Source organism: Ruegeria sp. L11, assembly GCF_056531755.1.
The window spans coordinates 85,668-106,674 of record NZ_JBQFMI010000002.1 but is presented as its reverse complement, the minus strand read 5'-3'; the positions used below and the strand labels follow the sequence as shown (position 1 = coordinate 106,674).

At 59.8% G+C, this 21,007-nt stretch carries 21 protein-coding genes; 10 read left to right on the top strand and 11 right to left on the bottom strand.

Features of this window, described 5'->3' with window-relative positions; genetic code table 11:
* Positions 1-49: 49 nt before the first annotated feature.
* From ACR0CE_RS05430 to ACR0CE_RS05420, 3 genes are read right to left on the bottom strand one after another with little or no spacing between them, the layout of a single operon-like run.
* A complete protein-coding gene (locus ACR0CE_RS05430; RefSeq protein ID WP_480831317.1) occupies positions 50-3,097 on the bottom strand; it encodes an efflux RND transporter permease subunit in 3,048 nt (1,015 codons plus the stop codon).
* Between the two features lie 11 nt (positions 3,098-3,108).
* Positions 3,109-4,146 carry an efflux RND transporter periplasmic adaptor subunit gene (locus tag ACR0CE_RS05425; RefSeq protein ID WP_480831315.1) on the bottom strand — a complete coding sequence of 346 codons (1,038 nt, stop codon included), beginning with the start codon at positions 4,144-4,146 and terminating at the stop codon, positions 3,109-3,111.
* Positions 4,143-4,610: a MarR family winged helix-turn-helix transcriptional regulator gene (locus ACR0CE_RS05420; protein WP_480831313.1), complete on the bottom strand. Its 468-nt coding sequence runs from the start codon at positions 4,608-4,610 to the stop codon at positions 4,143-4,145. The genes ACR0CE_RS05425 and ACR0CE_RS05420 overlap by 4 nt, the downstream gene beginning before the upstream one ends.
* Positions 4,611-4,769: 159 nt before the next feature.
* Here ACR0CE_RS05420 and ACR0CE_RS05415 point away from each other — a divergent pair, with 159 nt between their 5' ends.
* Positions 4,770-5,894: a beta-ketoacyl-ACP synthase III gene (locus ACR0CE_RS05415; protein ID WP_480482230.1), complete on the top strand. Its 1,125-nt coding sequence runs from the start codon at positions 4,770-4,772 to the stop codon at positions 5,892-5,894.
* 26 nt (positions 5,895-5,920) lie between these two features.
* On the opposite strand, the gene ACR0CE_RS05410 is transcribed toward ACR0CE_RS05415, so the two are convergent.
* Together ACR0CE_RS05410 and ACR0CE_RS05405 are read right to left on the bottom strand one after the other, a co-directional pair.
* Positions 5,921-7,723 carry a hypothetical protein gene (locus tag ACR0CE_RS05410; protein WP_480831311.1) on the bottom strand — a complete coding sequence of 601 codons (1,803 nt, stop codon included), beginning with the start codon at positions 7,721-7,723 and terminating at the stop codon, positions 5,921-5,923.
* A 159-nt stretch (positions 7,724-7,882) separates the two neighbouring features.
* Entirely contained in the window at positions 7,883-8,344 is a 462-nt protein-coding gene (locus tag ACR0CE_RS05405; protein ID WP_480475505.1) for a hypothetical protein, read from the bottom strand.
* A gap of 355 nt (positions 8,345-8,699) precedes the next feature.
* Between ACR0CE_RS05405 and ACR0CE_RS05400 the strand changes: the two genes are divergently transcribed.
* Positions 8,700-9,278 (top strand): thymidine kinase, encoded by a 579-nt coding sequence (locus ACR0CE_RS05400; protein ID WP_480475503.1) that lies wholly within the window; start codon positions 8,700-8,702, stop codon positions 9,276-9,278.
* On the opposite strand, the gene ACR0CE_RS05395 is transcribed toward ACR0CE_RS05400, so the two are convergent.
* The 5 genes from ACR0CE_RS05395 to ACR0CE_RS05375 all read right to left on the bottom strand — a co-directional run bounded on the left by ACR0CE_RS05395 (position 9,275) and on the right by ACR0CE_RS05375 (position 12,481).
* Positions 9,275-10,225 carry a 2-hydroxyacid dehydrogenase gene (locus ACR0CE_RS05395; RefSeq protein ID WP_480831309.1) on the bottom strand — a complete coding sequence of 317 codons (951 nt, stop codon included), beginning with the start codon at positions 10,223-10,225 and terminating at the stop codon, positions 9,275-9,277. The two genes, ACR0CE_RS05400 and ACR0CE_RS05395, sit on opposite strands and share 4 nt — an antisense overlap.
* Positions 10,225-10,563, bottom strand: coding sequence for a tRNA-binding protein (locus tag ACR0CE_RS05390; protein ID WP_267362951.1), 339 nt, complete (start codon positions 10,561-10,563; stop codon positions 10,225-10,227). The genes ACR0CE_RS05395 and ACR0CE_RS05390 overlap by 1 nt, the downstream gene beginning before the upstream one ends.
* A complete protein-coding gene (proC, locus tag ACR0CE_RS05385; protein ID WP_480831306.1) occupies positions 10,556-11,371 on the bottom strand; it encodes a pyrroline-5-carboxylate reductase in 816 nt (271 codons plus the stop codon). Before proC ends, ACR0CE_RS05390 begins: the two co-directional genes overlap by 8 nt.
* 39 nt (positions 11,372-11,410) lie before the next feature.
* Positions 11,411-11,911 (bottom strand): type III secretion system chaperone family protein, encoded by a 501-nt coding sequence (locus tag ACR0CE_RS05380; RefSeq protein ID WP_209598027.1) that lies wholly within the window; start codon positions 11,909-11,911, stop codon positions 11,411-11,413.
* 321 nt (positions 11,912-12,232) lie between these two features.
* A complete protein-coding gene (locus ACR0CE_RS05375; protein WP_050604795.1) occupies positions 12,233-12,481 on the bottom strand; it encodes an accessory factor UbiK family protein in 249 nt (82 codons plus the stop codon).
* 97 nt (positions 12,482-12,578) lie between these two features.
* On the opposite strand from ACR0CE_RS05375, the gene lgt reads away from it, so the two are divergent.
* The 5 genes from lgt to ACR0CE_RS05350 all read left to right on the top strand — a co-directional run bounded on the left by lgt (position 12,579) and on the right by ACR0CE_RS05350 (position 16,799).
* Positions 12,579-13,469 carry a prolipoprotein diacylglyceryl transferase gene (lgt, locus tag ACR0CE_RS05370; protein ID WP_209598029.1) on the top strand — a complete coding sequence of 297 codons (891 nt, stop codon included), beginning with the start codon at positions 12,579-12,581 and terminating at the stop codon, positions 13,467-13,469.
* Positions 13,466-14,533, top strand: coding sequence for a class I SAM-dependent methyltransferase (locus tag ACR0CE_RS05365; RefSeq protein ID WP_480475493.1), 1,068 nt, complete (start codon positions 13,466-13,468; stop codon positions 14,531-14,533). The genes lgt and ACR0CE_RS05365 overlap by 4 nt, the downstream gene beginning before the upstream one ends.
* The gene (gene pgeF, locus ACR0CE_RS05360) at positions 14,530-15,288 is read left to right on the top strand and encodes a peptidoglycan editing factor PgeF (RefSeq protein ID WP_209504768.1); all 759 of its coding nucleotides are present in this window, start codon (positions 14,530-14,532) and stop codon (positions 15,286-15,288) included. The genes ACR0CE_RS05365 and pgeF overlap by 4 nt, the downstream gene beginning before the upstream one ends.
* Before the next feature lie 270 nt (positions 15,289-15,558).
* Positions 15,559-15,687: a hypothetical protein gene (locus ACR0CE_RS05355; RefSeq protein ID WP_267362961.1), complete on the top strand. Its 129-nt coding sequence runs from the start codon at positions 15,559-15,561 to the stop codon at positions 15,685-15,687.
* Positions 15,688-16,016: 329 nt separating this feature from the next.
* Positions 16,017-16,799 (top strand): Hint domain-containing protein, encoded by a 783-nt coding sequence (locus tag ACR0CE_RS05350; RefSeq protein WP_480475489.1) that lies wholly within the window; start codon positions 16,017-16,019, stop codon positions 16,797-16,799.
* A gap of 119 nt (positions 16,800-16,918) precedes the next feature.
* Here ACR0CE_RS05350 and ACR0CE_RS05345 read toward each other — a convergent pair whose 3' ends face one another.
* Positions 16,919-17,419 (bottom strand): Lrp/AsnC family transcriptional regulator, encoded by a 501-nt coding sequence (locus ACR0CE_RS05345; RefSeq protein WP_209504770.1) that lies wholly within the window; start codon positions 17,417-17,419, stop codon positions 16,919-16,921.
* 227 nt (positions 17,420-17,646) lie between these two features.
* Between ACR0CE_RS05345 and trxB the strand changes: the two genes are divergently transcribed.
* The 3 genes from trxB to ACR0CE_RS05330 all read left to right on the top strand — a co-directional run bounded on the left by trxB (position 17,647) and on the right by ACR0CE_RS05330 (position 20,813).
* Positions 17,647-18,588, top strand: coding sequence for a thioredoxin-disulfide reductase (gene trxB, locus ACR0CE_RS05340; RefSeq protein WP_480553929.1), 942 nt, complete (start codon positions 17,647-17,649; stop codon positions 18,586-18,588).
* 3 nt (positions 18,589-18,591) lie between these two features.
* A complete protein-coding gene (locus ACR0CE_RS05335) occupies positions 18,592-19,041 on the top strand; it encodes an RES family NAD+ phosphorylase (protein ID WP_480505925.1) in 450 nt (149 codons plus the stop codon).
* A gap of 80 nt (positions 19,042-19,121) precedes the next feature.
* Positions 19,122-20,813, top strand: coding sequence for an adenylate/guanylate cyclase domain-containing protein (locus ACR0CE_RS05330; RefSeq protein ID WP_480831302.1), 1,692 nt, complete (start codon positions 19,122-19,124; stop codon positions 20,811-20,813).
* The last annotated feature ends 194 nt before the right edge of the window (positions 20,814-21,007 follow it).

The window sequence follows — 21,007 nt, the reverse complement described above, 5'->3', positions numbered from 1 at the left end:
CAGAAAAGCCCCAGAGGAAACTCTGGGGCTTTTCCTTATTTTCAATATTTTACGCAGGTATTTCCATCGTTTTCTTTCGTTCGTCACGGGCGAAGAACAGCAGGTAAAACACCGGTGCCGCGACCATTGTCAGCACGGTGGCAAATGCCAGACCGCCCATGATCGTCACTGCCATCGAGACAAAGAACGCATCCGTCAGCAGTGGCGCCATGCCCAGAATGGTCGTGACAGCCGCCAGCATGACGGGCCGCAAACGCGACACGGATGCTTCGATGATTGCCTCGCGCAGGGGCTTGCCGGTGGCGCGGACCAGATCGATTTCCTCGACCAGAACAATGCCGTTCTTGATCAGCATACCCGACAGGCTGAGCAGGCCCAGAAGTGCCGTAAAGGTGAAGGGCAGTCCTGTTCCCAGCAGGCCGATCACCACGCCGTTCACGGACATCGGCACCAGCAGCCAGATGATGATCGGCTGGCGGATTGCGTTGAACAACAGGACCGAAATCAACACCATGATCAGCAGGCTCAGCGGCAATTGTCTGCCCAGGCTTGCCTGCGCTTTGCGCGAGTTTTCGAACTCTCCACCCCATTCCATCTTGTAGCCGGGCGGCAATTCGATGGCCTCGATGGCGTCCCGAACTTCGGCGTGGACCTGCGCCGCAGTCAGGTCGGGCGGGATGTCCGCGCCGACGGTGATGGTCAGAACCCGATCACGACGGTGAACCAGCGTATTGAGCGTTTTGTACTCGAATCCATCCACCATTTGTTCAATTGGTACAAACTTTTCCGACTGGTCCGAGTACACGACCTGATCGACGATCGAGTAATCTCCGTCCGCAGGTCGGCGCAGGATGATCGGGATCAGGCGGTCGCGCTCGCGGAACACACCACCCGTAATGCCGTCGGTCGAGAATTGCAGGGTGGCGGCGATGTCTTCGCGTGTGACACCGGCTGTCTGCGCCCGTTCGGTGGCATAGATCGGTTGCAGCGCCAGTTCCTGTTCGCGCCAATCGTGGTGAACCAGCAGCGCGTTCGGGGATGCGGCTGCCATGCGCTGCACCGCCTCATCAGCAAGCTGGCGCAGCACGACCGGATCGCTGCCCGAGAACCGGGCCTGAATCGGATCACCACCGCCGGGGCCAAAAACCAGGCGCTTAGTGCCGAACTCACCTTCGGGGAATTGGACGGACCCAAACGCCTCAAGGTCCGCTTGCAGCGCCGGGATGTCGTCCAGGCTTGCTGTGCGGATGACCATATGCCCATAGCTGGGGTTCGGCTTTTCGGCTGAATACGTCAGCATGAAACGAGTAGCCCCCTGGCCGACAAAGGTCGCGACCGAGACCACGTCGTCGCGGGCTGCCAACCACTCTTCGAACACCGCCATGTCTTCGGCGGTTCGTGCAATCGGTGTGCCCTGCGGCAGTTTGTAGTGCACAAAGAACAAAGGCGTGTTGGAGTTGGGGAAGAACTGCTGTTTCATCAGCCCAAACCCGGCATAACACACCACGGTTACGCCGACGAGACCAGCAACAACCAGCCAGCGGAAGCGCAGCGCAAAGCGCAGGATCGCACCATAGGTGCGGAACAGGAGGCCGCCGTATGCGTCGATCTCGCCTGCTTTGCCCTGTTTGAAGAAGTAATGCCCCAAAAGCGGCGTGACGGTGATCGCCAAAACCCAGCTGAGCAACAGTGAAATGCCGATCACGGCGAACAGAGAGAACAGGAATTCTCCGGTTGCGTCAGGGCTGAGGCCAATGCCCGCGAAGGCCATGATGCCAATCACGGTCGCCCCCAGCAGCGGGATCTGGGTTTTTGACGCCACATCCTCGGCCGCATCGCGCGAGGACTGGCCGCGCAGCATGGATATCTGCATCCCTTCGGCCACGACGATGGCGTTGTCCACCAGCATCCCCATGGCGATGATCAGGGCACCCAATGAGATTCGTTCCATCTCGATTGAGAAGAGCGACATGAACAGAAGCGTGCCGACCACGGTCAGCAGCAGGGTCGAGCCGACGACAATGGCCGCGCGCCAGCCCATGAAGATGCCCAGCACGGCGACCACGATGGCCACCGACATGGCAAGGTTCACGAGAAAGTCGTTCGAGGCCTGCTCGACCACCACATGTTGCTGATAGACCGGCAGGATTTCGACACCGAAGGGAATGCTTGTGTTCAACTCCGCGAATTTGGCGTCAGCGCGTTTGCCGACTTCGACAATGTTTTCGGTGGCCAGACCCGCGATGCCCAAGGTGAAGGCCTCGGTCCCGTTGTAGCGGATAATGATGTCGGGGTCGTTCTGACGGGCACGATAGACATCGGACATGTCAAAGAGGTTGATCACCTGCCCTTGCGAACCGACAGACAGGCCCGCAATGGCCGACACACTGTCCGACCCTTCGGCCGTCAGAATGGTGGTGCGGTCGTTATCAGAGCGCAAGGACCCTGAGGAATTGACCGAATCCGCATTGGCGATGGCCTGGTTGATCGCTTGCAGCGGGACATTCTGGTTCACGGAAATCGCCAGATCGGGTTCGACAAAGATCGCCTCGTCCGGCAGGCCCTGAACCTCGACATCCGCAACCCCGTCCACGGTCAGCAGTTCCCGCCGCAGGAAGGTTGCCAGTTCGTGCTTTTCAGCGTCCGAGAACCCTTGGGCGGTCACCGCATAGAACAGGCCGAACACGTCGCCGAACCCGTCATTCACAAACGGTTGGCCGACGCCCGATGGCAGGCCGCGCGCGGCGTCGCGCACCTTGGCCCTGAGCCGGGTCCAGATGGCGGGCAGTTCGGTGCCGTCGTATGTCGACTTGATCTCAACCTCGATCAGGGACCGTCCGGGTTGATTGACCGAGGTGATGACGTCCACCTCGCCCATCTGCTGTATGGCGGATTCCAGCGGTTCCGATACTTCCAGCGCCACCTGTTCGGCGGTGGCGCCCGGGTATTGCGTGATGACAACCGCGTTCTTGATTGTAAAGGCCGGGTCTTCCAGACGGCCAAGCGATGTGAACCCCCAGATGCCCCCAACAAGGGCAATGAGAATGACCAGCCATGTGTAAAGCGGCCGGTCGATTGAGGCGCGGGCGATGTTCATCTGTCAGCCCCTCAGTTCGCGAAACCGGCGAACCGGCGCACCGTCTGACCATCCGTCAGCACAGCGCCCCCGGCCACGACGACCTCATCCCCGTCAGAGAGGCCCGTCAGCACCCGGACATCGCCGGTTTGCGTGGGCTCGATGGTCACCGGGACGCGGCGCACGGTGCCCTCATCCGCCCCGACCGGGGAAAACACCATGACGTTCAGCGCGCCGTTTGCGTCGGCGACAACAGCGGTCGCCGGTACGATGATGCCTGTGCGGTTGTCCTGCACCTGAACGTTGACGGTAACGGAAGAACCGGGAAGAATTTGCAGCCCCTTGGGCGGGGTCAGGCCGAACTGGATGCGGAAGGTTTGACCGACGCTGGAGGTTTCCGCGTCGAATTCCCGGATTTCCAGCGGGAAGACTTCGTCACTGGCAGGAAATTTGGCAGTGATCGTTCTTTGATCATTCTGGCCGGAGCGTTGAAACAGGATCTCGGGCACGTCGACCACGATGCGCAATTCGGACATGTCGTGAATGCGGACGATGGGCGTGCCTGCCGAGACGGTCGTAAACGCCTCGACCGAACGGCTTGAGACCAGCGCGTCAAAGGGCGCGGTCAGCGTGGCGTGTTCCAGTTCATATTCCGCGTCGCGCAGGGCGATCGCGGCCAGTTGCGCCTCGGTCTCGGCATCGTCCACGGCCACCTGGCTGGCGGTTGTACCGCGCAGGCGCGACAGGCGGGCGACGGTGCGGTCGGCCTGTTCCTTTTGCAGCCGCGCCCGATCAAGGCGCAGCTCGAACGGTTCCTGATCCAGACGGGCAATCAGGCCATCCTTGGGAATCACGAAGCCTTCGTTGATGGGCATTTCGACAATCTGCCCCGCAACCTGAAAGGCCAGATCAACGGTCTGGCGCGCGGCGACGCGGCCGAAAAACTGCCGCGTGAAACCGGGCGCGGTTTCACGCACCTGCATGAGTTTCACCGGTTTCGGGGTCTCTTGAGCGGCAATCGGGGTTGCCAGAATGGCCAGTGCAAGGCCCAGAGAGGTCAGGAGTTTCATTTCTTCAATCCCTCGGGAATTCCCGTTTTCAATACGTTGTCGCGGATTTTGCGCGCCAGTCGCGCGAATTCGGCAGTTTCTTGTTCGTTGAGGCCCGAGGCCCGGTGAAACAGGTCCCCGGCGGCGGCGACCAGCATGTTGCGGGCCTCTTCGCCCTGCTCTGTCAGCACCAGCAACCAGGCGCGGCGGTCTTCGGGGTCACGCCGCCGCATCAGATAGCCCGCTTTTTCAAGGGCATCCGCAGTGGCGGTGATCGTTGATGGTACGCTTAACATATCGGCGGCCAGAACGCCCATGCGCTTGGGCTGATCCAGCTTGATCAGCATGTGGCATTCCGGGTGGCTCAGGTCGGTTTCGATACAGTCGAAGGTCTCTTCCAGTTTCCAGTACAGGGCATAGACGCCCATGATCGCCTGAATCTCGGGGCTGAGGCGGCCCAGTCTGGCACTGATATCGTCGGGCATTGGGGGTCTCCGCGCGGGTTACGGGGCGATATACTTCAATTTATGAACTATTCAAGATATGAAACTGCACCCCGGAACGGATTCCCTTGGGTCAACATATCTTGATCAAATCACGCCATGACTGCATTTTGGGCGAATCCGAAACATTCAGGACCCGCCATGTATACCCCCGCCATCACCGGTACCGGTGTCTTCACGCCGGAGAACGTCATCACCAACGCCGAGCTTGTCGAAGCGTTCAACGCTTATGCCGACAAGCAGAACGCGAAGAATGCCGAGGCCATCGCAGCCGGGCAGATGGAGGCGATGCAGCATTCCTCGGAAGAGTTCATCGTCAAGGCGTCGGGCATTCAGAACCGCTACGTGATGGACAAGTCCGGGGTGCTGAACCCCGACGTGATGCACCCGACGCTGCGCCAGCGCAACGATGACGAGCCCGGGATCATGACCGAGATGGCAGTGGATGCCTGCAAGAAGGCGCTGGCGCAGGCGGGGCGCACGGCGGCGGATGTCGATCTGGTGATCTGTGCGGCCTCGAACCACGAGCGCGCCTATCCGGCGATTGCAATCGAGATTCAGCAGGAACTGGGTATCGACGGGTTCGGCTTTGACATGAATGTCGCCTGTTCTTCGGCCACGTTCGGCATTCAGGCGGCGGCGGATATGGTGCGGTCCGGGTCGGTGCGCGCGGCGTTGGTGGTGAACCCTGAAATCTGCTCGGGCCATCTGGAATGGCGCGACCGGGATTGTCACTTTATCTTTGGCGATGTGGCAACGGCAACGCTGATCGAGCGGATCGAAGACGCAAAAGGCCCGCATTTCGAAATCCTGTCGACCCGCTGTGCCACCGCCTTTTCCAACAATATCCGCAACAATAACGGTTTCCTGCGCCGGTCGCGCCCCGATGGTGTGATTGACCGCCGCGACATGCAGTTCATGCAGAACGGCCGGAAGGTGTTCAAGGAAGTGTTGCCGATGGTCAGCAAGCATATCAGCGACCATATGGAGGCCGAAGGGGTCAGCAATACCGACCTCAAACGCCTGTGGCTGCATCAGGCCAACAAGACGATGAACGACTTCATCGGCAAGAAGGTTCTGGGCCGCGAACCCGAAGCGGGCGAGCAACCCAATATCCTTCAGGATTATGCGAACACCTCATCCGCAGGGTCGATCATTGCGTTTTCGAAATACTCTGACGATCTGCAAGAGGGCGATCTGGGCCTGATCTGTTCTTTTGGGGCCGGGTATTCGGTTGGATCGGTGATCGTGAAGCGTCACGCCTGATCTGCATTCCGCAAAGCGCTGACGGCCTAGAGATCGGCCGCCAGCTGAAAAACCTGGAACGCGGCCCCTTCCCCACGATCAATCCGGCTGAGATAGGCGGGGGTTTCACCTTTTGCCAGTTGGGATTGCAGCCCGCGCCCCTGAGACGCCCAGTCCCAGAATTCGGCACGGGGCGCAGCGGTGCACAGCAGCACATAGCTTACACCCAGTGCAGCAAGACGCGGACCGGCCTGGGACGCATCCACACGCAAAACCGCGATCTGCGCCTGAATTCCGGCCCGGTTGCGGTGATAATTCCCAGCCAGAACCGAATGATCAGTATAGCGCAGCACCTCTGCCGCATAATCGAAATCGACCAGAACCATTCCGGCTGGCAGGTCTTGCAGGGTCGCGTAGGCCTCGGGCGCTTTGCAGGGGGCGCCGACGTTTTGCGAATCCCGCGCAACCTCGGCGACGGGTGCCGCAAGGGATGGGCGCGCAAACCGTCCCAGCTGTTTTTCCACGCTGCTACCGATCTTTGGCGAGACGCAGACGATAAAGCCTATCATAGCCAAGCCGGAGAGCGTGCGGCCATGGGTTCTGTAACTGACGTAAAGGGCCCGCAGCATCTGAGCCTGAACAGCCACGAGGGACACGCCCAGAAACGTCATCATCCGGGACTGGTACAGAAACATGGAAAACCCGGTCACAATCAGCGCCAGAAACAGGAGGTAATCCATTTTGTCTTGTGACTGGCGGGCAAAGATCAAGGCCGCCACCGCCGTGATGACAGACATGGCGATCAGGGCCGCAGCCTCGCCCAGATGCCGTTCCAGAACGACGGTGATATTCTGTGCTTCAGCGACCTGGCTGAGCCAGAAGTCGCGCATGTCCTGAGGCAGATCCGCAATCGGGTTTTCAAGGCAGTGGGGTGCAAATGCGTAAGCACAGCCAAGTGTTACAGCGCCGACCACAAGACACGCGCCGATACGCCCCCAATAGGACCAGCCCGACCCGACCCAGGCTGCTGCACACAGGCACAGGGCCGCGATCCCGGCCGGCAGGGCCACACTGATCGTCAGGGCATCGCAGCTTGGAAACAGAAAGCCCTGACGTCCCGTTGTTGCAACGCTGGCCAGCAACAGGGTCAGCGCCAGCCCGGCTCCAAACACCATGGTGTTGCGGCGGGCGGCTGTGCCGGTCACGATCCAGTCAATCGCAAGGAACACCGCGATAACCGCGATCTGCACGATCGATTCGGTGCCGACGGACACCGAAAGGGCGAGGCAGGCACCCAGCCACCCCGCAGCAGAGGGTTTGGCCTTGCGCAGGACAAAGAACATGAGGGCCGCTGCAAACAGCAGAATCTGAACATTGTGGTGGTCAAACGAGAAATAGTCGAACTTCCGATAATGTTCGAGCGTCAGTACGCCGACCACCAGTGCCGAAACCGCGCCATTGCGCCCGCCCAAAGCTCCACCGGTGACAGCAAAGGCCCACAGGGTCAGCCCCGCCAGCAGCACCGGCCAGACAAACGCAGTCACTTGCAAGGCGCTGTCGGGTGGCACGACCATCGCGGACAGTGTGTAGAGCCCGGCAATCGGCGCATCGACAAGCCGGGACCAGTGCATCAGCGTGCCGTCACCCGGCCCCAGCCGATGCTGATAGGCGTCAAACCAGCCCTGCCCCGCCAGCAGGTCCTGCACCATGACCCAGCGCATCGCGTCATCGGGGCCTTCCTGATAAGCACCAAACAGCACCGTGGCCAGAAAAAGCGTATAGACAAACAGGAACGACCGCCAAACCATATGGTCTGCGAGAACGCTGTAATTTCCCTGCATTTTCTGCATGGTTTACTGCCCTTGACGATCTTGCCTGCGCCGCAGCTTATCTGAAAGACGTGACTGAATTGAGGCGCAGAGTCCGGTTGATGATCATGCCACAAAGCGCACGACATCTGCGGCGATCCGGGCAGGCGGTTTTTGGCCGATAGCTGGCCGCCACCAAGCCTAGCTGACGCTTTCTTCTTCCAGGTGCAGTTTCATTTCTATCAGGACCTGCTGAAGCAAACTGGTTTCTTTCAGCAGCCTTTTGGCTTCGTTCACCGTGATGATGCCATCTTCGATAGCGGACTGATATTCAGTCATCAACATTGCAAACCGCTGGCTGAGCGCGATGACATCCGAATTCACCCCGCCTGTGCGAGGATCCTCGGTGTTGCGTTCGCTGTAGGACAAGGTGATGTTTTTCAGATCCGCCAGCGCGGATGTCACATGCGGATAAGTTGCTGCGTTTTCAAGCCGGGCCACTGCATCCACGGGCATGAACCTGTCCGCGTGTTCGGCATTGTCCGAATAATACCGGCCCAGGGTCGCCTTGGATTTTCCGGTGATTTCACAAGCAGCTTCTATTCCGACATCTTTGACCAGCGCTTCTGTGTGTTTCTTCAGATAGGCCCCGATATCTGCCATTGATTTACCTTTATTACCTGCAAACGCCCGCCCGGTGTCCAAACCGGGGAAAGCGTCGGGAAATTTCCCATACCTGAGTCATAATTGAAATGTCATACATTGACTATCCCTCAGATAAGCGGGGGATTTTGTGAGTGAGTGGCGGCAGTTCAAGCCGGTAAAGAGTGATTGCGGGGCGGTATTGTTGGGCCTTGCTTTGTTTTGGCCACATGTTGGCCGACGGCGTCGCTGTTGCAGACGCGGGGGTTCCATCCCCTACGAGCCCAGCTCGGCCTCTGCACACGCAATGGCGACGTCGCTTCTTACATCCCTTTGCTCTCTTGTTCCTTTTGGCCGGGCGTTTTAGACCCACGCCATGGCAAAGCTGTATTTCAACTATTCCACCATGAACGCGGGCAAGTCGACCGTGTTGCTACAGGCGTCGCACAACTATCGCGAGCGCGGGATGCAGACCTATCTGATGACCGCCGCCCTTGACGGGCGGGCGGGTGCGGGGCGGATTGCATCGCGCATCGGCATATCGGAGCAGGCTGACACGTTCACACCCGAAGATGATGTCTTCGCCATGATCCGGTCCCGGCTGGACAAAGGTTCCGTGGCCTGCGTTTTCATTGATGAGGCGCAGTTCCTGTCCGAGGCGCAGGTCTGGCAACTGGCCCGTGCGGTGGACGATCTGGATGTGCCGGTGCTGGCCTATGGGCTGCGCGTGGATTTTCAGGGCAAGCTGTTCCCCGGTTCTGCCGCCCTGCTGGCCCTTGCCGACGAAATGCGCGAGGTGCGCACGATCTGTGAATGCGGCCGCAAGGCCACGATGGTGATTCGTCGCGACGAGACCGGCAAGGCCATCACTGAAGGGGCGCAGGTACAGATCGGCGGGAACGAGACGTATGTCTCGCTCTGCCGCAAACACTGGCGCGAGGCGGTGGGCGACTAGACCGGGTTGGGCAGCGCCCTGCCCGCGACAAAGGCCGCCACGTTATCCAGCGCCATGTGCCCCATGCTGCTGCGCACCTCTTCGGTGGCGGTGCCCAGATGGGGCAGCAGGGTGACGTTTTCCATATCGCACAGGGATTGCGGCACTTTGGGTTCGAACTCGTAGACGTCCAGCCCCGCCCCCGCGATCTGACCGGTTTGCAGCGCCGTGATCAGCGCGGCCTCGTCCACCACCTCGCCACGGGCGATGTTGACCAGAATAGCCGAGGGGTTCATCGCCTCAAGAACCTGCGCATTGATCAGGTGGCGGGTTTCCGCACCACCGGGAACCGCAAGCACAAGGAAATCGACCGAAGCGGCGAGTGTTTCAAGGTCAGGTGTGAATTCTGCCGGGAAATCCAGATCTTTTGGATTGCGGGATTGATAGGCCACCTGCATGGCAAACCCGAAATGACAGCGGCGCGCGATGGCCTGCCCGATGCGGCCCATGCCGACGATGCCCACGCGCTTGCCGGTCACGTGATGGCCCAGCATCTGCGTCGGGTGCCAGCCCTGCCACTGACCCGACCGCACCAGCCGCTCACCCTCACCGGCGCGCCGGGCTGTGGTCAGCAGCAGGGTCATGGCGATATCAGCCGTGGCATCGGTGACGGCGCCGGGGGTATTGGTTACGTCAATCCCGGCCGCGCGTGCCGCATCCACGTCGATATGGTTGAAGCCAACACCGAAATTGGCCAGCAGCTTGCAGCGCGGTGGACCGGCTTCTGCAAAAATCTGCGACGAAAACTGATCACCCAGCGTCGGGACGACCACGTCGTAATCGGCCAGAGCGGCCAGCATCTCCTGCCGTGACATGGGCAGGGTGTTTTCCCGGATGGTCACATCGAAATCGGCGCGGGCGCGCGATTCGACTGCCGGGGTCATCGGGCGCGTGATCAGCAGTTTCATCAGTGCATCCGCCCGCCTGTAGGAACCTTGCCGTCGGGGCCGATCAGAACGATCTCGCCGCTGTCATCGGGAAGACCCAGCACCAGAACTTCGGACATGAACTTGCCGATCTGGCGCGGAGGGAAGTTGACGACAGCCATGACCTGTTTGCCAACCAGAGTGGCCGGATCGTAATGCGCGGTGATCTGGGCCGAGGTCTTGCGCTCGCCGATCTCGTCACCAAAGTCGATCCACATCTTGATCGCGGGTTTGCGGGCCTCGGGATAGGGCTCGGCGCGGATCACCTCGCCCACGCGAATATCGACCTTGAGAAAGTCGTCGAACGAAATTTCACTCACGCGAGAGCTCCTTGGATCGGTCGGTTGCGGCCTTGACGGCACGGTGCAGCAGGTCAGGAAAGCCGGTTTCCTGATGCATCAGCACCTCAAGCGCGGCCTGTGTGGTACCGTTCGGAGAGGTCACGTTGATGCGCAGCTGCGCCGGGTCTTCGTCGGACGCCATGGCCAGCGCCCCGGCACCGGCCACTGTGGACTTGGCCAGTTTCATCGCAAGCTCGGCAGGCAAGCCATGCGCCTCGCCCGCAGCGGCCAGGGTTTCGATCAGATGGAACACATAGGCCGGGCCGGACCCGCTGAGCCCGGTGACGGCGTCCATCTGTGCCTCATCCTCGAGGCGAACGGTCTGGCCCACTGCCGCCAGCAGGTTTTCGGCCTGTTCCATATCGGTCTCGGAGGCGTGTGCGTTGCCGATCAGTGCCGTGATGCCCTGACGGATAGCGGCGGGTGTGTTGGGCATTGCGCGAATGATCGGGGTGTCTTGGCCCAGAACGGATTCGAAGGTGGCAATCGAGGTACCAGCCGCAACGGAAATGAACAGGCTGGACCCACCGCCCAGCGCCTGAAGGGCAGGCAGGGCTTCGCCCATCATCTGCGGTTTGACCGCAACCAGCACCACGGCGGTGGATTCGGGCAAGGGTGCGTTGATATTGACGCCCTGCGCCTTCAGCCAATCTGACGGGTAGGGATCGATGACCCAAACGGAAGCTGGCGGAAGACCGTGTTCCAGCCATCCCGCCAGCATTGCGGACCCCATCTTTCCGCACCCCAGAAGCACAAGCCCCTGTTCGGCCACTCGCGTCATGTCCATTTGCCCCTCCCGCTTTACATATCGGTTCGGGGCAAAGGTTTACGCGCGGCCGTAGGCCTCTGCAATGGCCACTTGCATGGCTTCTTCTGGCCCTCTGTTGCCCCAGGTCACCAATTGGATCGCGGGGTAGTACCGCTCGGCGCTCATGACGGCGGCATTGATCATCGTGTCGATCTGGTCAGCGCTGGCCGTTTGCCCGCCTGCAAGGACCAGACCATAGCGATAGACCATCAGCTTCTGGTTTGCCCAATAGGTAAACGCGCCTGCCCAGCACTGGTCGTTCATCTTGTTGAGCAGCTCATAGAGCTGCATTTCACGCTCGGCCGGTGGTTCCATTTCGAAGCTGCACACCATGCGCAGCGTTTCGTCATAGTTGGACCAGGCCAGCGTGATCGAGTAAGTGCGCCACTGCCCTTCAACGGCCATGGCAATCTGATCGTCCCCAATGCGATCAAAATCCCAGTCGTGATGTTCGGCCAGATGCTCAACAATGTCGATCGGATGAATGTCTTCTTCGAGATACTGCTCGGAAAGGGCCATAATGCCACCTCACTAATCTCTAGCATTTCGGGGCTGGCAGCGCCCCAGCGCTAGTTGCCTGCTCTACAAACCGGGCTTCCCCCATAGGCCTGTACTAAATATGGTGCGATGTGGCGTAAGTTCTGGCAACCCTAATTATTGGGGATAACAGCAATAAGTTGTGGACAGAAGGCAACGGCGATCAAAATATTGGCGCCAGAGTCAGCTTTGTCTTGAATAAATTCTGCGACACGTCAGAATACACAGCACCGCACAATCCGGGCTGGATTGCGCGGCGGAATGCTTTGTCCGAAAATTGTGAATAAAGGGAACGCCGGGGCGTTATTTGTCCAGTTTCGCCTCGAGCGCGGCGATGCGGGCTTCGAGTGCCGCATTTTCTTCGCGCGCCTTCTGAGCCATGGCGCGCACGGCGTCGAATTCTTCGCGGGTGACGAAATCGCGGTCGGCCAGCCAGCGGTCGATCATCGACTTCATCGCGTTTTCAGCCTCTTCCCGCGCGCCCTGCGCCACGCCCATGGCGTTGGTCATCAGTTGGGACACGTCATCCAGGATCTTGTTGCGGGTCTGCATATCTGTTCTCCGATTTCGCGGTTTACCTGTATATGGGCAAAGAATGGCGCGGGCTCAAGGTTGACTTGACCTGCAAACCCCGGGCAATGAGACGCACATGCAGGCTGTTCTGAATTTCCCCGATCTGTCGCCCGAACTGTTCTCGATCCCGCTGTTCGGGATGGAGTTCGCGTTAAGGTGGTATGCGCTGGCCTATATCGCGGGCATCCTGATCGCGTGGCGGCTGGCTGTTGTGGCGTTGCGCCGCCCAGCGCTCTGGCCTGCGGATGGCCCGCCGATGAAGCCCGAGCAGCTGGAGGATCTGGTCACCTGGATCATTCTGGGTGTCATTCTGGGTGGGCGGCTGGGCTTTGTGCTGTTCTATCAACCGGCTTATTACCTGTCGCACCCGCTGGAGATCGTGAAGGTCTGGCAAGGCGGCATGGCCTTTCATGGCGGATTGCTGGGCGTGATCCTTGCGTCGTACCTGTTTGCACGACGGCACCGTATCCCCGCCCTGTCGCTGGGGGATCTGGTCGCCTACACCGTTCCGCCCGGATTGCTGCTGGGGCGGCTGGCCAATTTCGTCAATGCCGAGCTGTGGGGCCGCCCGAGCGAGCTGCCCTGGGCTGTCATCTTTCCTGGATATGCTGCGCAGGATTGCCCCGGCGTGGTCGCAGGCATGTGCGCCCGGCACCCGTCGCAGCTGTATGAGGCCGCGCTGGAGGGTGTGTTGCTGGGGGCGGTACTGCTGTGGCTGGTCTATCGGCGCGGCGGTTTTCGCACACCGGGCCTAGTCATGGGGACGTTCCTTGCGGGCTACGGCGCGTCGCGCTTTATCGTCGAGTTCTTTCGCCAGCCGGATGCGCAGTTCGTATCGCCCGGCAATCCACTGGGGCTGGCCTGGCATGTGGGCGGGTACGGGCTGACCATGGGGCAGTTCCTGTCGCTGCCGATGATCGCGCTTGGTCTGTGGTTTGCCCTGCGGGCGCGGCGGCGGGCGGCATGAGCCTGACCGATCACCTGATCGCCCGCATCCGGCAGGATGGACCGCTGAGCGTGGCGGATTTTATGGGCGAATGCCTGCTGCATCCGACGCTGGGCTATTACACGACCCGTGATCCGCTGGGAGCAGCGGGGGATTTCACCACAGCGCCGGAAATCAGCCAGATGTTCGGGGAGCTGGTCGGGCTGTCTCTGGCGCAAAGCTGGATGGATCAGGGACGGCCTGCACCGTTTACCCTGTGCGAGCTGGGGCCGGGGCGCGGTACATTGATGGCCGATATTCTGCGCGCCACACGGGCTGTACCCGGATTTCACGAGGCAGCGCAGGTTGTACTGGTTGAAGCATCGCCTGTATTGAAACAGGTGCAGGCGGCAACGCTGAAGGATTACGAGGCGGTCTGGATCGACACGATCGCCTACCTGCCCGACCAGCCGCTGTTGCTGGTTGCTAACGAGTTCTTTGATGCCCTGCCCATCCGCCAGTTCCAGCGTGACGGTACGGGTTGGCGCGAGCGTCTGGTGGGCGAACGCGACGGCGCGTTGATGTTCGGGCTCGGTCCGAACGGGCCGCAGGTGGCGTTGAATGACAGGCTGTCGGACACCAAGGACGGTGATCTGGTCGAACTGTGCGCTGCTGCAATTCCCATTCTGACCGTGATCGCGGGGCGGATCGCCAGCCATGGCGGCGCAGCGCTAATTACCGACTATGGTGACTGGCATTCGATGGGCGATACCTTGCAGGCTCTGCAAAACCACGAACATACCGATCCTCTGGCATCGCCCGGTCAGGCCGATTTGACAGCGCATGTGGATTTTGAACCTTTGGCCGTTGCGACCCGCGCCTGTGGTTGCAGGCATACGCGCTTGACACCGCAGGGCGTCTTCCTCGAACGACTGGGGATCACCGCCCGCGCGCAAGCTTTGTCAAAGGCGCTGAGCGGTTCCGAGCTGGATGCGCTGATTGCCGCGCATCGGCGGTTGACGCATCCTGATGAAATGGGAAATCTGTTCAAGGTGATGGGCCTTTTCCCGGCCTATGCAGCCCCACCACCAGGATTGGAACCATGACGCTGGAAATTCTGACCTCGGACCTGCTGTCGCCATTTCGCCATGGGTTCTTTACCCGTCGTGGCGGCGCGTCTTCAGGAATTTTCAGCGGGTTGAACTGTGGTCAGGGGTCCTCGGATCAAACCGAGATTGTCGCGCTGAACCGGCGGCGAGTGGCCGACGCGATGGAGGTGGACCCCGAGGCAATGGTCGCGGTACATCAGGTTCATTCCCCAACGGTTCTGACAGTCAAAGCCCCTGTTGAAGGCGAAAAACCCAAAGCGGATGCCATTGTCACAGCAACACCCGGTCTGGCCCTGACGATCCTGACGGCCGATTGCCAGCCGGTTCTGTTCGCCGATCCCGACGCGCATGTGATCGGTGCCGCCCATGCCGGGTGGCGCGGCGCGCTGGACGGTGTTCTGGAGGCAACGCTGGACGCGATGGAGGCGCTGGGAGCCGACCGCAGCAATATCTGCGCCGTGATCGGACCCAGTATTTCCCAGCGCGCGTACGAGGTGGGGCCAGAGTTTCTGGACGCGTTCCTTGCGGATTCGCCGGACAACAGCCGCTTTTTTGCCAATGGTGAAAGTGACCGCCTGCAATTTGATCTGCCCGCCTTCGGGCTGCACCGGCTGCGGCAGGCGGGAATCGGACAGGCCGAGTGGACCCGGCACTGCACATATTCCGACCCCGACAGGTTCTATTCCTATCGCCGGTCAACACACGCGAACGAGGTCGATTACGGGCGGCTGATTTCTGTCATAAGATTGTGATCTTCGTCCAGATTTAGGTGCCCTGCCACTTTTCCGCCACATTTTTTGTGTTGATTGGGCATCAGAATCGTAACGAGTTTTTGCCAGTCATCAGATCGGTATCTGACGTTCGAAAATCGGGCGCTGGCGTGTTGAGTGGGAGGTCCGTCTGGCTTCATTTTTCTGTCCGCAAATCATCCCGGATAAGCCTTATCCCTGCCGCAAACCCGCGTCACAAAAGGTTTACAGAGGATGTGGGGAAATACGCCCCGCTCGGAGCAGGACCAAAAAATGAAAACCAAATCACGCTTTCTGAAAGCCATGGTCGAGGCCACTCGGGACCAGAACCTGGAAATGCCGTGGAAGCGGGTAACAAGCAATTCTGTCAGGGTCGCCAGTCGCATCGCGGCACGACGCTGAGACAGAAAAACCCAGAGACCAAGCTGCCGGTCTTATCTGGGTCAACGCGTATCAGGTTTGCTCCGGCCTGATGTATCGCGCGTCACGAACGAGGGGTTCGTGACTTTTACGGAGTTGTGTGTGCGGGCAATTTCGCCCGTGAAGTACGAGTTTGTCTGGGGGGTCAATGTGTTGACCATTGGAAAGCGAGATTTAGTCGCGTTGCGGGACCGTTCCGGTCATCGCCCGGGGGTCACCCATTTGTTTCAAGACAAAGAACCAGTTCGCCGGGCGCGTCTGTACGGGGGTACGCCGCGCCTGACCGAACATTTTGAGGGGACGGAATATTAATGACTATTCCAAATTCACTGGCCCGCGCGGCCAGAAATGCAATCGAAACTTCGGCCATGCTGCGAGAAATACCGCGGCCAGTTTCAAAGCCAAAGGCCCAGCTGCGCCGCTATGAAGTCAGCAGCCTGCTAAAGAATGGAGATGTGGTTCAGACCCGCCATATCGCGCCCGCCTTGCCGATGTTTGAAGACGCGTTTTGTGCCTTCACACGTGGATCTTTAGTGGAAACAGAACATGGACCGATGGCAATCGAGGATTTGATGCCTGGGGATACGGTCCTGACGCAGAATGGCGCATCGGAAACCGTGTTGTGGAAGGGATCTGTCACGTTGATCCCGGGACGCGCGGATTCACGTGGCCGGACGCGACCGCTGACGCGGATCATGGCGGATACGTTCGGGATGCAAAAGCCAATGTCGGGTGTCATTGCCGGCCCGGCGGCGCGAATCGTGGGAACACCTGCGCATTTGCGGCACCTGCATGGGGGACAGCCGATTCTTACACCCGTGTCCGAATTTCAGGACGGGATGGGTGTCATTGAAACAATGCCGCCTACCCCCGTTGAACTGTTTCACATTTGTTTAAAACGCCATTCCGTTATTCGCGTAGATGGATTACAGTTCGAAACATATCATCCAGGTGTGAATGCGGTTCGCATGATCAGCCACTCGCTTCGGTCGATCTATCTGAACCTGTTCGCGCATATCGAGTCGCTGAACGATTTTGGCCCGCTGCTGATGCCGCGCGCCGGAGATGGTGAGATCGACGCGATGACGGCCTGAGCATGATTGTGATTACTGCATTATGGGGGGCATCATGCAGCTGGTAATAAGTTGGGTTCTATCCCTTGCGGTGGCAGCACTGTTGCCACCAATCACCGCGCAACCAAAACGTGTTGGCGTTACGCCGTCCGGTTCATACGTTCTTCCAGAACGTCGAACGGTACGCCTGGCTCGTCTTTTGCGCCGCGAATAACGAGCGATGTCTTGACGCTGGCCACGTTTGGCGTGGTCAGCAACTCGCCCGTCAGAAACTGCTGAAAGCTGCTCAGGTCAGGTGCGACGCATTTCAGGATGAAGTCCACTTCGCCGTTCAGCATGTGGCATTCGCGGACCAATGGCCATTCACGGCAGCGGCCTTCGAACGCGCGCAGTTCGACTTCGGCCTGGCTGTCCAGACCGACCATGGCAAATACCTGAACCTCGAACCCCAACTCGCGTGAGTTGACCTCGGCGTGATAGCCGGTGATGAAGCCGGATTCTTCGAGTGTGCGCACCCGGCGCAGACAGGGCGGGGCCGAGATTCCGACCCGTTTTGCCAGCTCGACATTGGTCATACGACCGTCCGCCTGCAGTTCCGCCAGAATCTTGCGATCAATATCATCCAGCCGAGTCGTGACCATCAAATGCTCCTGATTTTTTCGGTTCTTATATCAGCACCCCACACGCGCGCAATAATGTTTCGCAGATGCGCAATTTTCTTTGTTTCCTTTTCGCCTTCTTCCCGAAAACCCAAGGCACCCCGGCCCGAAGGGGGCTTAACAGTAAGGGGCTTTAAGCCGGGCCAGTCGGTCGCTATATCGGGGCGACGGGCCGCGGGCCCAATTCAGGCAATTCGAGCGGGGGCACCATGGCCGACACAAGACACACCAAGGTTCTGATCATCGGGTCAGGGCCCGCAGGATACACCGCAGGCGTATATGCAAGCCGCGCCATGCTGGAACCCATTCTGGTACAGGGCATCGAACCCGGTGGTCAGCTGACAACGACGACCGAGGTCGAAAACTGGCCCGGCGACACCGAGGTGCAGGGCCCGGACCTGATGGTGCGGATGCAGGACCATGCGAAGGCCATGGGATGTGAGGTGATTGGCGATATCATCAGCGATCTGGACCTCAGCAAGCGCCCCTTCACCGCCAAGGGCGACAGCGGCACCGCCTATACCGCTGATGCGGTCATTCTGGCCACAGGCGCGCGTGCGAAATGGCTGGGTCTGCCCTCGGAAGAGAAGTTCAAGGGCTTTGGCGTCTCGGCCTGCGCCACCTGTGACGGGTTCTTCTATCGCGGGCAGGAAATCGTGGTGATCGGTGGCGGTAACACAGCCGTGGAAGAAGCCCTGTTCCTGACCAATTTCGCCAGCAAGGTGACCCTGATCCACCGCCGCGATGAGTTGCGGGCGGAAAAGATCCTTCAGGATCGCCTGTTGAAGAATGAAAAGATCGAACCGCTGTGGTTCCACCAGCTGGAAGAAGTGATCGGCACCGATGCGCCATTGGGCGTCGAAGGTGTTCGGGTCAAACATGTTAAAACCGGCGAGATCACCGAGATCCCGTGCAAAGGTGTCTTTGTCGCCATCGGCCACGCCCCTGCGAACGAGTTGGTCAAGGACACGCTGGAAACCCATATGGGTGGTTATGTCGTCACCAAACCGGGCAGCACCGAAACGTCGATTCCCGGCGTGTTCGCAGCGGGCGATCTGACCGACCATGTCTATCGTCAGGCGGTAACAAGCGCGGGAATGGGCTGTATGGCGGCACTGGATGCCGAACGGTTCCTGGCCGAACAGGACTGACACATGCTTGAATTCTCTGGCCCTGTCTGGAGAATTCTGTTTGCGTCGCAGGCAGCAGCCCCATTGCTGCCTGCCCGCGCGCCCGAGGGGCGCTTTCATCATTCCGGACAATTCGCGCTTTATGCCTCGCTCAGCGCCGAGGGCGCTTCGGTCGCCATCCGCCGCTACATCTCGGGTGATGATCCCGACCGGGTGGTTCAAAGGTTTCTGGTGGAAAACGCGCGATTGGTGGACTACCGCGGGCAGACGGCTGCATCGGTGATCTGGCAGGATATTCGCGCGACGGGGGCCCCTTCCCCGACATGGTCTTTTTCAGATAAAGCGCGGGCACTGGGGGCGGACGGCTTGATCTACAGCTCGCGCTCGCGCCCTGACCTCAGCCATCTGGTGCTGTTTTGTGCGGACAAGATATCAATTCAATCCCAACACCCCGCCACCCATTGGCAGGCCTAGATTTGCACCCGAAGCCTTGACCTGACCGCGAACGTCCTCGCAAAGTCCAACCACGGCGAACAGCGATACAGGTGGTATTCTTGAAGAGCGCTTTGTGGCGTGGCGGTTGGGCAGCCCGGCTTCGGATCGGCAGCGGGTTGGTTCTGTTTGCTTTCGCTTTCTTCCATTTCATCAACATCGGACTGGGCCTGTTTCACACCGATTATCTGCACGGGATGCAGGACGGTCGAACAGCGGTGACGCGGCACAGTTTTATGAGCCTGCTGCTTTATGCGGCGTTGTTCACTCATGCCGGTCTGGCGCTAGCTTCGATCGCACAACGCCGGACCCTGCGCATGCCGTTCAGCACGGCGTTGCAGATTGTTCTGGGTCTGCTGATACCTTTGCAGCTGATCTCGCATGTCATCCAGACGCGGGTCGCGCACGAGATCTATGACGTCAATGACGAGATGGGGTATATCATCATCCTGATGTGGCCCAGCACCGTGATTTGGATGCAAAGCGCACTGTTGCTGATCGTCTGGGTGCATGGCTGTATCGGGCTGCATATGTGGTTACGGCTGACGAAATGGTGGTCCAGCGCCGTACCCTATCTGATCGGTGTTGCCGTCTTCATCCCCATGTTCGCCTTGGCCGGTCTGCTGACCGAGGGCCGCCGCATTTGGTTGGAATTCGCGGATGAGTTTCTGCGGGAACAATATATCGAGCATTACAACTGGCCCTCGCCCGAGGCGTTCCAGACCATGTTCACCGTCAAGGATAATGCCCTTTTGGCGTTCTGGCTCGCCTTGGCGGCCACGGGTCTTGTGTATATCGGGCGCAAGCTGTGGCGGCGCAGGCATTCGGTGCGGGTAAGTTACAGCAACGGGCCCGAGGTGGATGCCGAAAAGGGCATGACACTGCTTGAGATTTCGCAGGCACATAGTGTGCCCCATACGGCCTTGTGCGGCGGGAAGGGACGCTGCACCACATGCCGCGTCATCATCGAGGAAGGCGCCAACGCCCTGCCCCCGCCCGGCGATGTCGAGGCCCGCAGCCTGGCCGCTGTCGGCGCCTCACCGCAGACACGGCTGGCCTGCCAGATCCGCCCGACGGAACCGACCACCGTTTTCCGCGTTTTTCAACCGGATGGCGGGCGCGTTCGCGGGCATGCCAGTCAGGGGCAGGAACGGAAACTGGCCGTGCTGTTTCTGGACATGCGCGGATTTACCGCCCGCACGACGGGTCAGCTGCCCTATGATATCGTGTTCCTGCTGAACCGGTTCTTCGACGCCGTCGTACCTGCCATCACCAAGGACGGCGGTGTCGTGGACAAGTATATGGGCGACGGGTTGCTGGCGGTTTTCGAGAAACCCGATGCGGCCGCATCCGCCAGCGCGGGGTTGAAGGCTGCGATAGATATCAGCCATGCCCTCGACCGGTTCAACGAGCAGCTTGAGGCCGAAGGCAGCCCCGGCATTCGCATCGGAATGGGCCTGCACCTTGGTGATCTGGTGCTGGGTGAGATTGGCGCGCAGGGACATGCCGCGAGAACGATCATCGGCGACGCCGTCAATGTGGCCAGCCGACTGGAAAGCGAAACCAAGGCCTTGAGGGTCGAGTTGCTGGTCTCGCAAGAGGTGTTGAAGGCTGCGGGTATGGACCTGCCGCCGGAGGGTATCCGGATGTTCCAGCTGCGCGGCGTTGCCGATCCGATTCCCGCCCTGCCAGTCACCCGCGCATCCGGGCTTGCGCCGCACACGCAAAAACAGGAACAGTCATACTTTGCATGATCGGATTATCTGCTCACCAAAGAACCAGATCATCATTTTGATTTCAGAGTTGGAAATTCCTTCCAATCCGCGAGAAATCAGCGCATATCGTCCTTTGTTTCATTGACGCCAGTGGACTTCGCCCAACAGTCGGTGCAAATGCCCCGAAAACGCCCTTGAATCATTGGCAACACAACACTGCGATAAGAGTATTC